The organism is Dysosmobacter sp. Phy (assembly GCF_054476235.1).
Genome location: NZ_CM136997.1, coordinates 1,010,358 through 1,025,975 on the forward strand (window position 1 = coordinate 1,010,358; position 15,618 = coordinate 1,025,975).

Below are 15,618 nucleotides of genomic sequence, written 5' to 3' on the forward strand. Positions count from 1 at the left end.
CGCAGGATGCCCCGGCTTTCAAGGAGGACCCCGTTCCATGGCAAAGCATACCCGAAAACACCCCCTCCGGCGTCTGGCCGTCCTGGCGGCACTGGCGGCGGCCCTGGTGCTGTTCGCCCGGTGGGAGAACACCTCGCTGGAGGTGGACCGCTTCGACCCGGCGTTTTCCGATCTGCCCGCGGGCTTTGACGGCTGCCGCATCGTGGTCCTCAGCGATCTCCACGGCGCCGAATTCGGCGAGGACAACGCCGACCTCTTCGAGACGGTGGCGGAGCAGGCGCCGGAATATATCTTCTACCTGGGGGACCTGGAGGACAAATACCGCGGCCCGGAGCCGGGCTTTGCCGAGACGGTGGCCGCGGGCCTTTCCGCCATCGCCCCCACCTACTACGTCACCGGCAACCACGAGTGGGCCATCGGGGACGTGCCGGAGCTGAAGGAGCGGCTGGCCGCCCAGGGCGTCACCGTCCTCTCCAACAGCTTCGTGACGCTGGAGCGGAACGGGGACACGGTGGTCCTGGCCGGGATCGACGACCCCAACGGCTACGCCGACCAAAAGCCCCCGGAGACGGTGGCGGCGGAGGTGTACGCCGCCTGCGGCGATCCCTTCTGGATGCTGCTGGCCCACCGCAACGACCACTTTGAAACGCAGTACAGCCTGCTGGGCGCGGACCTGGTCCTCTCCGGCCACGGCCACGGCGGCATCATCCGCCTGCCCTTCACCGACGGCCTGCTCTCCACAGACCGGACCCTCTTCCCCTCCTATACGGCGGGGCTCTACGAGGCAAACGGCTCCGCCCTGTTCGTCACCCGGGGCCTGGGCAACTCCGGTCCCTCCTTCCGTCTCTTCAACCGGCCGGAGGTGGCGGTGGTGACGCTGCACCGGGCTTAAACTTCCCGGCAGGCCTCCTCCAGCTGGAGGCCCAGGGCGATCCCCTGGTAAAAGCAGTAGAGGCCGTACCCCCGGACCGGGTCTTGGCGCAGGTACTCCGGCCACTGGCGGGGGTCCGGGCTGGGGATCCAGGCGTGATACAGAAGGTCGATGATGTCGGGAATTTCTCGCACAACAATTTCCCCCTCTCAGATAAAAGCACAGTTATATGTGTCTATCATCGTAACACATAGTTGTCTGTGTGTCAAGGAGGTCTATGCCATGTTTGCCGAAAAAATCCGTGCTCTCCGAAAAGAGCGGCATCTGACCCAGGCGGAGGTGGCCGCCGAGGTGGGCCTGTCCGCCCGGGGCTATCAGGATCTGGAACTGGGCGCCAAGCCCCGGTATGACGCCCTGCTGCACATCGCCGACTTCTACGACGTCTCCGTGGACTGGCTCATGGACCGCACGGACGATCCCCACGCACACCGCTGAAAGGAAATCCGCTTTATGACCGAATTCCAGGCCGGACAATTTGATATCGCCGTCATCGGCGCCGGACACGCCGGCATCGAGGCGGCTCTCGCCGCCGCCCGGCTGGGGATGGAGACCATCGTCTTTACCATCAACCTGGACGCCGTGGGCAACATGCCCTGCAACCCCGCCATCGGCGGCACCGGCAAGGGCCACCTGGTCCGGGAGCTGGACGCCCTGGGCGGCGAGATGGCCCGGGCCGCGGACGCCTGCTGCATCCAGTACCGCCTGCTGAACAAGGGCAAGGGCCCCGCCGTGTGGTCCCTCCGGGCCCAGGCGGACCGGCGGCGCTACCAGGCGTACATGAAGCACGCCCTGGAGCGGCAGGAACACCTGTCCGTCCGCCAGGGAGAGGTGGTGGAGATCCGGACGGAAAACGGCGCGGTCAGCGCCGTGGTCCTCTCCACCGGGGCGGTGTTCGCCGTCCGGGCGGTGATCCTGGCCACGGGCACCTACCTCTCCGGCCGAACCATTGTGGGCGAGTGCGTGGAGGACTCCGGCCCCGACGGGATGCATGCCGCCGCCCGGCTGACCGGGTCCCTGAAGGCCCTGGGCCTTCCCCTGCGCCGGTTCAAGACCGGCACGCCGCCCCGGGTCCTCCGCCGCAGCGTGGACTTTGACGAAATGGAACTGCAGGAGGGGGACGCACTGCCGGTGCCCTTCTCCTATGCCACCCAAGACCCGCCGGAGAACCGGGCGGTGTGCTATCTCACCTGGACCACGGAGGAGACCCGCCGCATCGTCCAGGAAAACCTGGACCGCTCGCCTCTCTACGGCGGCGTCATCGAGGGCGTGGGCCCCCGGTACTGCCCCTCCTTTGAGACCAAGATCGTCCGCTTTCCGGACAAGCTCCGCCACCAGCTGTTCGTGGAGCCCATGGGGCTGAACACGGAGGAGCTCTATATCCAGGGCTTCTCCTCCTCCATGCCGGAGGAGGTGCAGCTGCAGATGCTCCACAGCGTGCCGGGCCTCACCCACGCGGAGATGACCCGGCCCGCCTACGCCATCGAGTACGAGTGCATCGACCCCCTGGCTCTGAAACCTACCCTGGAGATCAAGGCCGTGCCCGGCCTTTACGGCGCCGGACAGTTCAACGGCTCCTCCGGCTACGAGGAGGCCGCTGTCCAGGGCTTCTGCGCCGGGGTCAACGCCGTGCGGAAGCTCCGGGGGGAGTCCCCCTTCGTCCTCTCCCGGTCGGAGAGCTACATCGGCACCCTCATCGACGACCTGGTGACCAAGGGCACCAATGAGCCCTACCGGATCATGACCTCCCGCAGCGAGTACCGGCTCCTGCTCCGCCAGGACAACGCCGACCAGCGGCTGACCCGCCGGGGCTATGACATCGGCCTGGTCAGCCGGGAGCGTCTGGCGCAGGTGGAGGAAAAGTACGCCGCCGTGGACCGGGAGATCGCCCGGCTGACCCACACCGGCGCCGCCCCCTCGGCGGCCCTGACCGCTTTGCTGACGGAGCGGGGCACGTCGGACGCCCCCGACGGCTGCCCCCTGGCGGCCCTGCTGCGGCGGCCTCAGCTCCACTATGCCGATCTGGCCCCCTTCGACCCCGGCCGGCCGGACCTGCCGCCGGACGTAAGGGAACAGGTGGAGATCTCCGTGAAGTACGAGGGCTACATCCGCCGCCAGCAAAAGCAGGTGGAGGACTTCCGCCGCATGGAGTCCCGGAAGCTGCCGCCGGACCTGGACTACAACGCCATCTCCGGTCTGCGGCTGGAAGCCCGGGAAAAGCTCTCCGCCGTCCGCCCGGCGGACATCGGCCAGGCCGGCCGCATCAGCGGCGTCAGCCCCGCGGACATGGCGGCGCTGATGATCTGGCTGGAAAAATAAGCCCCCCTCTTTTCGTCTCTTTCCCGGCGGAGCTGCCCGCCGGTTTCGGGGCGCCCCCCTCCGGGCCGCCTCCCGCCAGCAAACTGCTGAGCCAAAATCCCCCACAAGGAAGGAATGTCCTATGATCATTGACCTCACCCACACCATTACGTCGGAGATGCCCGTCTATCCCGGCACGGTCCCTCCCGTTCTGGAGAGCGCCGGCACTCTGGCCAACCGGGGCTGGCGGGAGACGCGCCTCGCCATCTCCTCCCACAGCGGCACCCACATGGACGCCCCCGCCCACATCCTGGCGGACGGCTCCACCCTGGATCAGCTCCCCCCCTCCCAGTTTTACGGCCGGGCGGTGGCGCTGGACGTGACCCATCTGGAAGGGGGCGTCATCACCGCCGACTATCTGCGCGCCCAGAACGGCACCCTGCGCACGGCGGACTTTGCCCTCTTTTACACCGGCTGGGAGCAGCGCTGGAACACGGAGGCCTTCTTTGAGGACACCTTCCCGGTGCTGGACGCGGAGGCGGCCAAGTATCTGGTCTCCTGCGGGCTCAAGGGCGTTGGCACCGACGCCTTCGGCGTGGACCGGCTGGCCAGCGGCGACCTGGCCGCCCACAAGATCCTGCTGCGGGGCGGTCTGGTGATTTTGGAGAACCTGTGTTTGAAAAAGGTGGTGGGCCGGACAGACTTCATGCTGATGGCCCTGCCGCTGAAGTACGAGCACGCCGACGGCGCCCCGGTCCGGGCGGTGGCCCAGCTGGGCGGGGACCCTTTTGAAAAGGAGATGGAGCAGGCGTGAGAGCGTTTTTCGCCATCCTGGTATGCAAGCTGGGCCGCTTGGCCGGCAAGCTGGTGGGCAAGGGCAGCTCCCTGCCCGGCAAGTTCGCCCTGAAGATCTGTCCGGACATCCTCCGCCGGGTGCAGCTGCCCGCTGCCGTCATCGCCGTCACCGGCTCCAACGGCAAGACCTCCACCGTGGAGATGATCGCCGCCGTGCTGCGCGATGCCGGCAAGACCGTGGTCTACAACGCCGAGGGCTCCAACCAGATCGAGGGCGTCACCACCACGGTGCTGACCCACGCCACCCTGGGCGGCAAGGTCCGCTCCGACGTGCTGCTGATCGAGTCCGATGAGCGCTACGCCGCCCACAGCTTCCGCTACTTCCACCCCACCCACTTCGTCGTCACCAACCTCTACCGGGACCAGCTGACCCGCAACGGCCACCCGGAGTGGGTCTACGACGCCCTCCTGCCCGCCATCCACCCGGAGACGGAGCTGGTCCTCAACGCCGACGATCCCCTGTCCTCCTGCTTTGCCCGGGGACATGAGAAGGTCCGCTGGTTCGGCCTGGACCGCTGCCCCAGCGACCAGGACGCCCCCGGCGGCGTGTACCGCGACGGCGCCTGCTGCCCTGTGTGCGGCGGGCCCATGACCTATGACTTCGTCCACTACAACCACATCGGCGCCTACCGCTGCGCCAAGTGCGGACACCACCGCCCCGAGCGGACGGACTTCACCGCCACAGCCCTGGACCTGACCGGCGGCACACTGACCCTGGACGGGCAGTACACTGTGTCCCTGGCCTTCCGCAGCATCTACAATGTCTACAACATCCTGGCGGCCTACGCCGCCTGCCGTCTGGCGGGGGTGGACGGGGAGACCATCGTCCACACGGTCAGCAACTACATCCTGAAAAACGGCCGGATGCAGACCTTCACCCTGGGCGGCCGCCGCGGCACGCTCCTGACCAGCAAGCACGAGAACTCCATCGCCTACGACACCAACCTCCGCTACATCCGCCAGGAGGCCAAGGCCCCCTGCACCGTGCTGGTGATCGTGGACGCGGTGAGCCGCAAGTACTTCACCAGCGAGACCAGCTGGCTGTGGGACATCGACTTCGACCTTCTGAACTGCCCCCAGGTGGAGAAGGTCATCCTCTCCGGCCGGTACTGCAACGACCTGGCGGAGCGGTTCAGCTTCACCGGCCTGCCCCGGGAGGCGTGGCAGGTCTGCCCCGGCATCCCGGAGGCCGCGGAGCAGCTGGCGTCCCAGGGCAGCGGGGAGCTGTACGTGGTCACCTGCTTCTCCGACCGGGACAAGCTGCTGGACCTGCCCGCCGTGAAAAAGGAGGCGCTGTGACATGGACGTGAAGATCATCCACTTCTACCCCGATCTCATGAACCTCTACGGCAGCTACGCCAACGTCAGCGCGGTCAGGCGGCTGCTGGAGCGGCTGGGCCACACCGTCGCCGTGGAGACCGTGGCGCCGGGTCAGGACGCGGCCCTCTCCGGCGCGGATTTCCTCTTCATGGGCGCCGGCACCGAGCGGCGGCAGGCCTTCGCCCAGGCGGACTTTGCCCGCTTCGGCGCTGACGTGAAGGCCCTGGCCGCGGACGGCTGCGCCATGCTCTTCGCCGGCACCGCCATGGAGCTGCTGGGCGCCTCCGTCACCGACGCCGCCGGTACGGTCCGTCCCGGTATCGGCCTGGCGGAATTCACCGCCGTCCAGGGCAAGCAGCGGTTCGTGGAGGACGTCTACGGCCATACGGACCTGTTTCCTGAGCCGGTGGTGGGCTTCATGAACAAGTGCGCCAACATCTCCGGCGTGGAGACGCCGCTGCTGACCGCCCTGGACCTGGGCTACGGCAACGAGGCGGAAAAGGGGCCGGAGGGCTTCCGCCGGGACAACGTGTTCGCCTCGGAGCTGACGGGGCCCATCCTGCTCAAAAACCCCAAGCTCCTGGAGACGGTGGTGTCCGCCATCCTCCGCCGCCGGGGCGCGCCGGAGCCGGAGACCTGGCCCCTGGACGCCTGGACGGAGCAGGGCTACGCCATCACGGAAGAACAGCTGCGGCTGCGCTGCGGAAAATAAAATGACCCGGGCGGGGCACTTGCCCCGCCCGATTTGTTTTGGCCGCAAGGGCCTTATGCCTCCAGCAGTTCCGCAAACCGCCAGAGGATCACGGCCGTCTGACCCCGGAGGGCGCCGCCCTGGGGCAGCAGGTCTCCCTCCGCCGTGCCCTGAAGCAGGCCGGCCTTCACCGCCCAGCCCAGGGGCTCCACGGCGTAGGCCGATACCTGGTGGGCGTCCCGGTAACCGGAGAGATCCGCCGGCCGGGCCAGGGCGATCTCCGCCCAGTCGGCGTACCGCCACAGCATCGCCGCCAGCTGCTGGCGGGACACCGGCAGATGGGGCCGGAAGGTGCCGTCGGCATAGCCGGTGACGATGCCCGCCTCCGCCGCCCAGGAGGCGGCGGGGCCGTAATAGGCGCTGGCGGACACATCGGAAAAGGGCGCTCCCGCCGTCTCCGGCTCTCCTGCAAGCCGGTACAAAATGGCGGCGGCCATGCCCCGGCTGACGCTGCCGCTGGGAGAGAACAGGCCGTTTCCGGTGCCCTGCATGAGGCCGGCGGCGGACACCGCCGCCACCGCCTCGGCGTACCAGGCGGACGCCGGCACGTCCCGGAAGGCGCCGCTCTCCGTCCCGGCGCCCCAGGCGGTCCGGGCCGCGGCGACCAGCTCCCCGGCGCTGTCCTGGGACAGCTCCCAGAAGCCGATGCCGCCCAGGGAGCGGTCCCGGGCCAGACGGGCCTTGGCGGCTATGGAGACGGGATCGTCATAGGAGATGAACGTCCGCTGACCGTAGAGCCAGGGCACCTGAGCGGTCGCGTGGCGCAGCTGCCGGTAGGTGCTGCTGCTCAGATAGGTGCTCTTCAGTGCGTCGTATGTGACGGACCGGGCGGAGGTGAAGGTGCTGTTCAGGCCGCTGTCCGCGGAGGAGACGCCCTGGTATATGTACCCGTACAGGGGCATCCCCAGCACCAACTTCTCCGCCGCCACGCCCCGGCTCAGCCAGGCGTCCACCGCGCTGTCCACGCTGGAGGTACCGTACAGGGGCGCGTTGAACCCGGAGCGGCTGCTCCAGGGGCCGGCGAAGTCGTAGGTCATCAGGAAGATGTGGTCCACCACCTCCGCCACCGCCTGGGGCTGGATGTTGTTCAGATACCAGCTGCCGGTGGCACCGGCCACGGTGAGCCGGTAGTCCCGGCCGTCCTTCTGTGCCTGCCGGTCCAGCTTCTGGCGGATGGCCTTGAGCAGCAGGGTGAAGTTCTCCCGGTCCTGGGGCCGGTGGATAACCCCGGCGCCGCCGGAGACCGGATACTCCCAGTCCAGGTCCACCCCGTCCAGGTCGTGGGCCAGGATCAATTCCAGGCAGCTCTGGGCGAAGGTCTCCCGCCGGGCGGCAGTGGAGGCCACGTCAGAAAAGTAGGTGGAGTGGTCCCAGCCGCCCACCGACAGCACAATCTTCAGCGCCGGGTCCTTTTTCCGCAGGGCCGTCAGGCCCGCCAGGTTCTTCCGGTCCCGGGCGGCGTCCTCCAGCACCAGTTTACCGGAGGCGCCGTCGATGGCGGCAAAGGCGTAGTTGATCTGGGTAAACCGGCCCGCCGGGATCTTCTCCGGGCCGTAGCCCCGGGCAGCGGCCCAGGCGGCATAGTAGCCCACCACCTCCCCCGCAGTCTCCGCGGCGGCGGCCCCGGTGGGCTTCAGACCCGTCAGGGTCCCGATCAGACAGAGGGCCAGCAGCCACGCCGCCGCCCGTTTGATCCGTGGGTGGTTCATGGTATGTTCTCCTTGCAAATGTCATCTCTCGGGCAGACAGCCCGGGTCTCCATTGTACCAGCACGGCTGTCTCCCCACAACGGACAACATCTGGAAGCTGCGCCACTTGCTGCCTGCAAGAACAGCGCCCGCCCCTGCCGGGGCGGGCGCTGTTTCTTTATTCCTCCGGGCTGAGGCGCGTTCCATCCTGATCCACCACCCGGATCTCCAGATCCGCCGGCCGCAGCTCCCCGGGATCCTGCTTCAAACACAGCAGGGCGGACGAGAGATACACCGTCTCCAGCTCCTCCCCGTCGGCGTACACCCGGCAGTAGGGGCTGAAATTCTCTCCGGCAATGCACCACACCTCTCCGCTGCGGTACAGGTCTGTGACGGTGATGGGCTCCACTCCCATCTCTATCTCCGTGGGCGCGTAAGGCGCCTGACCGCCGGTGAGATAGCGGCGGCCGTACAGGGTGTCATACTGGATGCGCCGCAGGTTGGACAGGTATCCCGGCTCCTCCCGGAAAAACTGGTGGAAGGCGCCCAGGATCCCGTCGGTGATCCCCAGACGGTGGAGCACATAGGCGGAGAGCTGATAGGAGGTCAGATCCTCCTGCCGCTGCTCCAGACCGAAATTGCTCCAAAGGATGTACTCCGTATAAAAAAGGCTGTCTCCGGCCATATCGCCGCTCTCCAGCCCCAGGGCGGGCTGGTGGTCCCCGTAGAGGACCAGGACGGTCTTTTCCTCCCGCTGCTCCAGGTCCTCCACCAGACGGCCGATGAAGGCGTCCGTCTCATAGAGCTGATTGACATAGTACTCCGTGGCCCAGCGGCGGTCCTCCTCCGGGCAGGCGGTGACGGTGACGGCCGGGTCGGTCAGCACCGGCTCGTCGGGGTACTTGCCGTGGTCCTGGACGGTGACGGTGAACACGAAGTCCGGCTGGTCCGGTGTGGCGTCCAGGGCCTTGCGGATCTGCCCCTCCAGCACGGCGTCCTTGGCCCAGTTCTGAGGCGTGGTCCCGGCGGCGGGCATATACTCCAGCGGGATGAAATCGTCAAATCCCAGATGGGGGTACACCCGGTCGCGGTTATAGAAGGTGGCGGCGTGGTTGTGGATGGCATGGGTCGCGCAGCCCTGCTTTTGCAGGAGATAGGCGATGCTCTCCACGGTCTGGTCCTGAAGGCAGGTCTCGTAGGGGTACTCCCCCGGGCCGAAGAGCCGGGTGCTCATGCCGGTGAGGACCTCGCACTCGGTGTTGGCGGTGCCGGCGCCCACCACCGGCACCGTCAGCACACCGGAGGAACTGGTCTCTTTCAGGGCGTGCCAGTTGGGAACCGCGTCCCGGGAGAGCTCCAGTCCCCGGATCTCCTCCGGGTCGATGAAGGATTCCAGCTGAATAAAGATCACATTGGCATCGCTCAGCGGCTCCGCCGGAGCCTCCGCCCGAGCGGCTTCGATCTTATCCCCCAGGTTCGTCATAACGGTGCGGCCGTAATTGAAGGGCCGGCGGATCCCCCTGTTGAGCCAGGTCTGAAAAAAGCAGTAGGGGAAGCCGTAGTCCTCATAGGCATATGCCAGGTTGGAAAAGACCGTGCTGAGCTGGTCCGTACGAAAGGCCAGGGCCCAGGTGCCGCCCAAAACGGCGGCGCACAGGACCAACGACGCCAGGGCCGGCCGCCAGCGGGCGCCCCAGGGCTGGGGACAGCGGGGCCCCCTCCAGAACAGCAGCACCAGCCCGGCCGCCAGCGCCGCCACCCCCAGGGCCAGCAGCACGATGGCCCCCTTGGACAAATAGTTGGGCAGGGTGTCCAGACCGCTGTTGAGCACGGTGATGTCCGCCATGGTGAAGGGGGTCATGCGGTTGAGCAGAATGAAGCCGTTGACCGCGCCCGCCGCCAGCCACACGGTGGAAATCAGCGTATACCAGAACACCCGCCTGCGCAGAAACAGGCCGGGAATCAGCGATGCCAGCACCAGCAGCACATCCACCGCGAACGCCAGCGGCGCCCCGGTCAGAAACGTCCAGAAGCTCCCCGGTCCGTCGGTAAAGGCCTTGTGGTTGAACAGCTCCACCACCAGCGTATTGCCCAGCGCCAGCAGGGCAAGCCGCAGCAGTGTGCGGCCTCCGGCCGCCAGGGCCTGCCCCCGCGGGGGGCGTGTCGATGTAGGCATATGCAGTCCCTCCCCTCCCGGAAGCGGCGCTCATGCTCTGCAAGACGGGTCCATCCGCCCAGCAGGCGCAAACATTATAGTCCGTCCTTGCCGGAGATTCCACCCCTTTTTCTTAACATTTTCTTTTCACCGCGATTTTCCGCCAAAACGACGAAAAAGACCCCGGAGGCAAATGCCTCCGGGGTCTTGGTTGCGATGGGCGCGCTTTACGGAAAGGGATGCGATCCGGTCGGGGCTCAGCCCTCGTACATGGCCTTGAGCTTGAGCAGGTGCTCGTAGCGGTCCATGGCGGCCTTCTCGTTGCGCTGGAACAGCTCGCTGGCGCGGTCGGGGAACTCGCGGGTCAGACGGCTGTAACGGGCCTCGTTCATCAGGAACTCCTGATAGCCGCCCTTGGGCTCCTTGGAGTCCAGGGTGAACTTGGCGCCCTCAGCGGCGGGGTTGAAGCGGAACAGGTTCCAGTAACCGCACTCGACGGCCTTCTTCATCTCCTTCTGGCAGTTCATCATGCCGCCCTTGATGGAGTGCATCTCGCAGGGGGCGTAGCCGATGATCAGGGACGGGCCGTGATAGGCCTCGGCCTCCTGGATGGCCTTCAGGGTCTGAGCGGGGTTGGCGCCCATGGCCACCTGGGCCACATAGATGTAGCCGTAGCTCATGGCGATCTCCGCCAGGGACTTCTTCTTGATCTCCTTACCGGAGGCGGCGAACTGCGCCACCTGGCCGATGTTGGAGGCCTTGGAGGCCTGTCCGCCGGTGTTGGAGTAGACCTCGGTGTCGAACACGAAGATGTTCACATCGTTGCCGGAGGCCAGGACGTGGTCCACGCCGCCGAAGCCGATGTCGTAGGCCCAGCCGTCGCCGCCGAAGACCCACATGGACTTCTTGCCCAGGTACTCCTTGTCGGCCAGGATGGTCTTGGAGTACGGGCAGTCGGGATCGGCCTCCAGCAGAGGCAGGAGCTTGGCGATGGCGGCCTTGTTGGCCTCATAGTCCTCCATGGTGGCCAGGTACTCCTCGCAGGCAGCCTTCTTCTCGGCGCTCTCGGTCACACCGGCCAGTTCACGAATCTGGTCAGCCAGACGGCTGCGGGTGGCCTGCTGGCCCAGGAACATGCCCAGACCGTGCTCGGCATTATCCTCGAACAGGGAGTTGGACCAGGCGGGGCCGTGGCCTTCCTTGTTGGTGCAGTAGGGAGAGGTAGCGGCAGGACCGCCCCAGATGGAGGAGCAGCCGGTGGCGTTGGAGATGTACATATGATCGCCGAACAGCTGGGTGATCAGGCGGGCATAGCTGGTCTCAGCGCAGCCGGCGCAGGAGCCGGAGAACTCCAGCATGGGCTGGCGGAACTGGCTGCCCTTGACGGTGTTGTCCTGCATGTCCTTCTTCTCGGAGACCTCAGCCACGCAGTAGTTGAACACATCCTGCTGAGCGGCCTCGTCCTCCTGGGGCACCATGGTCAGGGCGCCCACCGGGCACTGGCCCACGCACACGGCGCAGCCCATGCAGTCCAGAGGAGACACGGCCATGGTGTACTTGTACACGCCCTTGCCCTTGCCGGCCTTGATGTCCACGATCTTGGCGGCGGCGGGAGCCTTGGCGGCCTCCTCCTCGGTCAGAGCGTAGGGACGGATGGTGGCGTGGGGGCAGACATAGGCGCAGTTGTTGCACTGGATGCACTTGGCGGCGTCCCAGGTGGGGACGGTCACGGCCACGCCGCGCTTCTCATAGGCGGAGGCGCCCAGCTCGAACTGGCCGTCCACGTGCTTGACGAAGGCGGACACGGGCAGGCTGTCGCCGTCCATGCGGCCCACGGGATCCAGGATGGTGGACACCTGCTCCACCAGAGCGGCGGGACCGGTGTGCTTGACGGCGGCGTTCTCGTCAACGGCGTCGGCCCAGTCGGCGGGCACGTCGAACTTCTTGTAGGCGGTGGCACCGGCGTCGATGGCCTTGTGGTTCATGTCCACGATGTCCTGGCCCTTCTTCAGGTAGGAGTGGGTGGCGGCGTCCTTCATGTAGCCGATGGCCTCGCTCTCGGGCATGACCTTGGCCAGAGAGAAGAAAGCAGACTGCAGGATGGTGTTGGTCCGCTTGCCCATGCCGATCTCCTTGGCAAGGTCGATGGCATCGATGGTGTAGACCTGGATGTTGTTCTTGGCGATGTAGCGCTTGGAGGCGGCGTCGAGGTGGTGGCCCAACTCCTCGTCGCTCCACTGGCAGTTGATCAGGAAGGTGCCGCCGGGCTTCACGTCACGGACGATGGGGAAGCTCTTGGTGATGTAGGCGGGCACGTGGCAGGCCACGAAGTCGGCCTTGTTGATGTAGTAGGAGGACTTGATGGGCTTGTCGCCGAAGCGCAGGTGGCTGATGGTCACGCCGCCGGTCTTCTTGGAGTCGTACTGGAAGTACGCCTGGACATACTTGTCGGTGTGGTCGCCGATGATCTTGATGGAGTTCTTGTTGGCGCCGACGGTGCCGTCGCCGCCCAGACCCCAGAACTTGCACTCGATGGTGCCGGCGGGAGCCACGCCGGGGGCGGGCTTCTCCTCCAGGCTCAGGTGGGTGACGTCGTCCACGATGCCGATGGTGAACTGGCGCTTCATCTCGTCCTTCTTCAGCTCGTCATACACGGCGAACACGGAAGCGGGCGGGGTGTCCTTGCTGCCCAGGCCATAGCGGCCGCCGATGACCTGGATGTCGGTGCGGCCGGCGTTGGCCAGCGCGGTGACGACGTCCATGTACAGAGGCTCGCCCTGGGAGCCGGGCTCCTTGGTGCGGTCCAGCACGGCGATCTTCTTGCAGGTGGCGGGGATGGCGGCGAGCAGCTTGTCTGCGCGCCAGGGACGATACAGGCGGACCTTGATGAGGCCGACCTTCTCGCCGCCCGCGTTGAGGTAGTCGATGACCTCCTCGGCCACGTCGCAGATGGAGCCCATGGCGATGATGACGCGGTCGGCGTCGGCGGCGCCATAGTAGTTGAACAGCTGATAGTCGGTGCCCAGCTTCTCGTTGACCTTGGCCATGTACTTCTCCACCACGGCGGGCAGGGCGTCGTAGTAGGGGTTGCAGGCCTCACGATGCTGGAAGAAGATATCGCCGTTCTCGTGAGAGCCGCGCATATTGGGGCGCTCGGGGTTCAGGGCGTGCTTGCGGAACGCGGCGACGGCGTCCATGTCGCACATCTCCTTGAGGTCCTCGTAATCCCACACGGCGACCTTCTGGATCTCGTGGGAGGTACGGAAACCGTCGAAGAAGTTCAGGAAGGGCACGCGGCCCTCGATGGCGGCCAGATGGGCCACGGGCGCCAGGTCCATGACCTCCTGGACATTGCCCTCAGCCAGCATGGCGAAGCCGGTCTGGCGGCAGGCCATGACGTCGGAGTGGTCGCCGAAGATGTTCAGGGCGTGGGTGGACACGGTCCGGGCGGACACGTGGAACACGCAGGGCAGCAGCTCACCGGCGATCTTGTACATGTTGGGGATCATCAGCAGCAGGCCCTGAGACGCGGTGTAGGTGGTGGTCAGGGCGCCGGCAGCCAGGGAGCCGTGGACCGTGCCGGAGGCACCGGCCTCAGACTGCATCTCGATCACCTTGACGGTGGTCCCAAAGATATTCTTCTGGCCAGCGGCGGACCACTGGTCGACCAAGTCTGCCATGGGAGAGGACGGGGTGATGGGATAGATCCCCGCCACTTCGGTAAACGCGTAGCTGACGTATGCAGCGGCGTTGTTACCGTCCATGGACTTGAACTTTCTTGCCATATACTTACCTCCTATAATCTGCTGCCCCATGCAGCAATCTTAACCAAAACATGAACCCGGATACACACCCCCGTGTGCTCATGCGTTCTTATTATACCACTTGTGTTTTCCGGTGTAAATGGCGGCTTTGTTATTTTTTGCACAAATTTTATAGTTTTTGCCCAAAGCTCCCGACAACTTTGACATTTCAGGGCCTTTTTCCGGGAACGTGTTCCCTAATCGGGGATTGTGTGGTAAACTTTCCTAAAAACGGACCGGTCTGACCGGTCTGCCTCCGGCTGTGGACCGGAGGTGCGTGGGAGGTGCTGCGCTTTGGTGGTTACTGTGCGGTCTCTGGGGCTCAGCGGCATTGCCGGCTATGCCGTCAGCGCCGAGTGCTTTTTGTCCGGGGGCCTTCCGGCCTTCGACATCGTGGGACTGCCGGACGCGGCGGTCCGGGAGGCCCGGGAACGGGTCCGGGCGGCGGTGAAGAACTGCGGGGCCAAATTCCCCGTCAGCCGCATCACCGTGAACCTGGCCCCGGCGGGCCAGAAGAAGGCGGGCACCGTCTACGACCTGCCTATTTTCGTGGGGCTGCTGGCGGCCTCCGGCGAGCTGCCCCCGCCGCCGGCGGAGGCGGCCTTTCTGGGAGAGCTGTCCCTGACCGGGGCGCTGCGGCCGGTATCCGGCGTGCTGCCCATGGCCCTGGCGGCCCGGGAGCACGGCATCCGGCAGCTGTACGTCCCGGCGGAGAACGCCGCCGAGGCCACTCTGGCGGGAGGTCTCACCGTCTACGGCGTGGACCATGTGAAAGCTCTGGTGGCCCATCTGAAGGGAGAGTCGCCCCTCTCCCCCGCCCCGGCCTGGGAGGCGGAGCCGGAGGAGGCGGAACTGCCGGACCTCCGGGACGTGATGGGCCAGGAGAACGTGAAGCGGGCCCTGGAGATCGCCGCGGCGGGCGGCCATAATCTGCTGCTGATCGGCTCCCCCGGCGCCGGCAAGTCCATGCTGGCAAAGCGCCTGCCCTCCATCCTGCCGGATCTGACCCGGGCGGAGGCCCTGGAGGTCTCCGGCATCTGGTCCGTGGCGGGCCTGGCGGATCCCCGGCACCCCCTGCTTACCCGGCGGCCCTTCCGCAGCCCCCACCACACCGCCTCCGCCGCGGCCCTCACCGGCGGCGGACCCACCCTGCGGCCCGGGGAGATCTCCCTGGCCCACAACGGCGTGCTGTTTCTGGACGAGCTGCCGGAGTTCCGCCGGGACGTGCTGGAGGCCATGCGCCAACCCCTGGAGGAGGGGGAGGTCACCGTGGCCCGGTCCGGAGGCACGCTGCACCTGCCCGCCCGGTTCCAGCTGGTGTGTGCCATGAACCCCTGCCGCTGCGGCTGGCGGGGCCATCCCTCCGGCAAGTGCACCTGCTCGGACCGGGAGGTGGCCAAGTACGTGGAGAAGATCTCCGGCCCCCTGCTGGACCGGATCGACCTCCACGTGTCGGTGCCCTCGGTGGAGTACGAGGCCCTGCGGCGCAAGTCGGAGCCGGAGTCCTCCGCCGCGGTGAAGGCCCGGGTGGACGCGGCCCGGGCCATTCAGGAAAAGCGCTTCGCCGGCACCGCCGTATCCTGCAACGCCCACATGGCCCCCGCTCAGATCGGGCAGTTCTGCGCCCTGGACGCCGCCGGGGAGGCTCTGATGAAAAGCGCCTTCGACCGCATGGGCCTCACGGCCCGCAGCCACGACCGGATCCTCCGGGTGGCCCGGACCATCGCGGACCTGGATGGGGCGGCGGCCATCGGGCCGGAGCACCTGGCCGAGGCCATCCAGTACCGCAACACCGATATCCTCAAGGGATAAACAATCAG

11 protein-coding genes are annotated in these 15,618 nt (G+C 66.6%); 7 read left to right on the forward strand and 4 right to left on the reverse strand.

Annotated features, from left to right (window positions below; all coding sequences use genetic code 11):
* The first annotated feature begins 37 nt into the window (after window positions 1-37).
* Window positions 38-892, forward strand: a complete 855-nt coding sequence (locus ACVDHE_RS04995; protein ID WP_458885806.1) for a metallophosphoesterase — start codon at window positions 38-40, stop codon at window positions 890-892.
* On the opposite strand, the gene ACVDHE_RS05000 is transcribed toward ACVDHE_RS04995, so the two are convergent.
* The gene (locus ACVDHE_RS05000) at window positions 889-1,065 is read right to left on the reverse strand and encodes a hypothetical protein (protein ID WP_458885807.1); all 177 of its coding nucleotides are present in this window, start codon (window positions 1,063-1,065) and stop codon (window positions 889-891) included. The two genes, ACVDHE_RS04995 and ACVDHE_RS05000, sit on opposite strands and share 4 nt — an antisense overlap.
* Window positions 1,066-1,153: 88 nt before the next feature.
* On the opposite strand from ACVDHE_RS05000, the gene ACVDHE_RS05005 reads away from it, so the two are divergent.
* The 5 genes from ACVDHE_RS05005 (at window position 1,154) to ACVDHE_RS05025 (ending at window position 6,113) form a co-directional block, all read left to right on the forward strand.
* Entirely contained in the window at window positions 1,154-1,366 is a 213-nt protein-coding gene (locus ACVDHE_RS05005) for a helix-turn-helix domain-containing protein (protein ID WP_325226521.1), read from the forward strand.
* A 15-nt stretch (window positions 1,367-1,381) separates the two neighbouring features.
* Window positions 1,382-3,247 carry a tRNA uridine-5-carboxymethylaminomethyl(34) synthesis enzyme MnmG gene (gene mnmG / locus ACVDHE_RS05010; protein ID WP_458885808.1) on the forward strand — a complete coding sequence of 622 codons (1,866 nt, stop codon included), beginning with the start codon at window positions 1,382-1,384 and terminating at the stop codon, window positions 3,245-3,247.
* Between the two features lie 121 nt (window positions 3,248-3,368).
* Window positions 3,369-4,040, forward strand: a complete 672-nt coding sequence (locus tag ACVDHE_RS05015; protein WP_458885809.1) for a cyclase family protein — start codon at window positions 3,369-3,371, stop codon at window positions 4,038-4,040.
* Window positions 4,037-5,380, forward strand: coding sequence for a MurT ligase domain-containing protein (locus ACVDHE_RS05020; RefSeq protein ID WP_458885810.1), 1,344 nt, complete (start codon window positions 4,037-4,039; stop codon window positions 5,378-5,380). The genes ACVDHE_RS05015 and ACVDHE_RS05020 overlap by 4 nt, the downstream gene beginning before the upstream one ends.
* Window position 5,381: 1 nt before the next feature.
* On the forward strand, window positions 5,382-6,113 hold the full coding sequence (locus tag ACVDHE_RS05025) for a type 1 glutamine amidotransferase (protein WP_418726220.1): 732 nt from the start codon (window positions 5,382-5,384) through the stop codon (window positions 6,111-6,113).
* A 53-nt stretch (window positions 6,114-6,166) separates the two neighbouring features.
* On the opposite strand, the gene ACVDHE_RS05030 is transcribed toward ACVDHE_RS05025, so the two are convergent.
* The 3 genes from ACVDHE_RS05030 to nifJ form a co-directional block, all read right to left on the reverse strand.
* Window positions 6,167-7,861, reverse strand: a complete 1,695-nt coding sequence (locus ACVDHE_RS05030) for a glycosyl hydrolase family 18 protein (protein WP_458885811.1) — start codon at window positions 7,859-7,861, stop codon at window positions 6,167-6,169.
* A gap of 157 nt (window positions 7,862-8,018) precedes the next feature.
* Window positions 8,019-10,016, reverse strand: coding sequence for an LTA synthase family protein (locus ACVDHE_RS05035; protein WP_458885812.1), 1,998 nt, complete (start codon window positions 10,014-10,016; stop codon window positions 8,019-8,021).
* Window positions 10,017-10,252: 236 nt separating this feature from the next.
* Complete coding sequence (gene nifJ, locus ACVDHE_RS05040; RefSeq protein ID WP_458885813.1) at window positions 10,253-13,780, reverse strand: pyruvate:ferredoxin (flavodoxin) oxidoreductase; 3,528 nt, start codon at window positions 13,778-13,780, stop codon at window positions 10,253-10,255.
* Between the two features lie 312 nt (window positions 13,781-14,092).
* Here nifJ and ACVDHE_RS05045 point away from each other — a divergent pair, with 312 nt between their 5' ends.
* Complete coding sequence (locus ACVDHE_RS05045) at window positions 14,093-15,610, forward strand: YifB family Mg chelatase-like AAA ATPase (protein ID WP_458885814.1); 1,518 nt, start codon at window positions 14,093-14,095, stop codon at window positions 15,608-15,610.
* Window positions 15,611-15,618 lie beyond the last annotated feature (8 nt).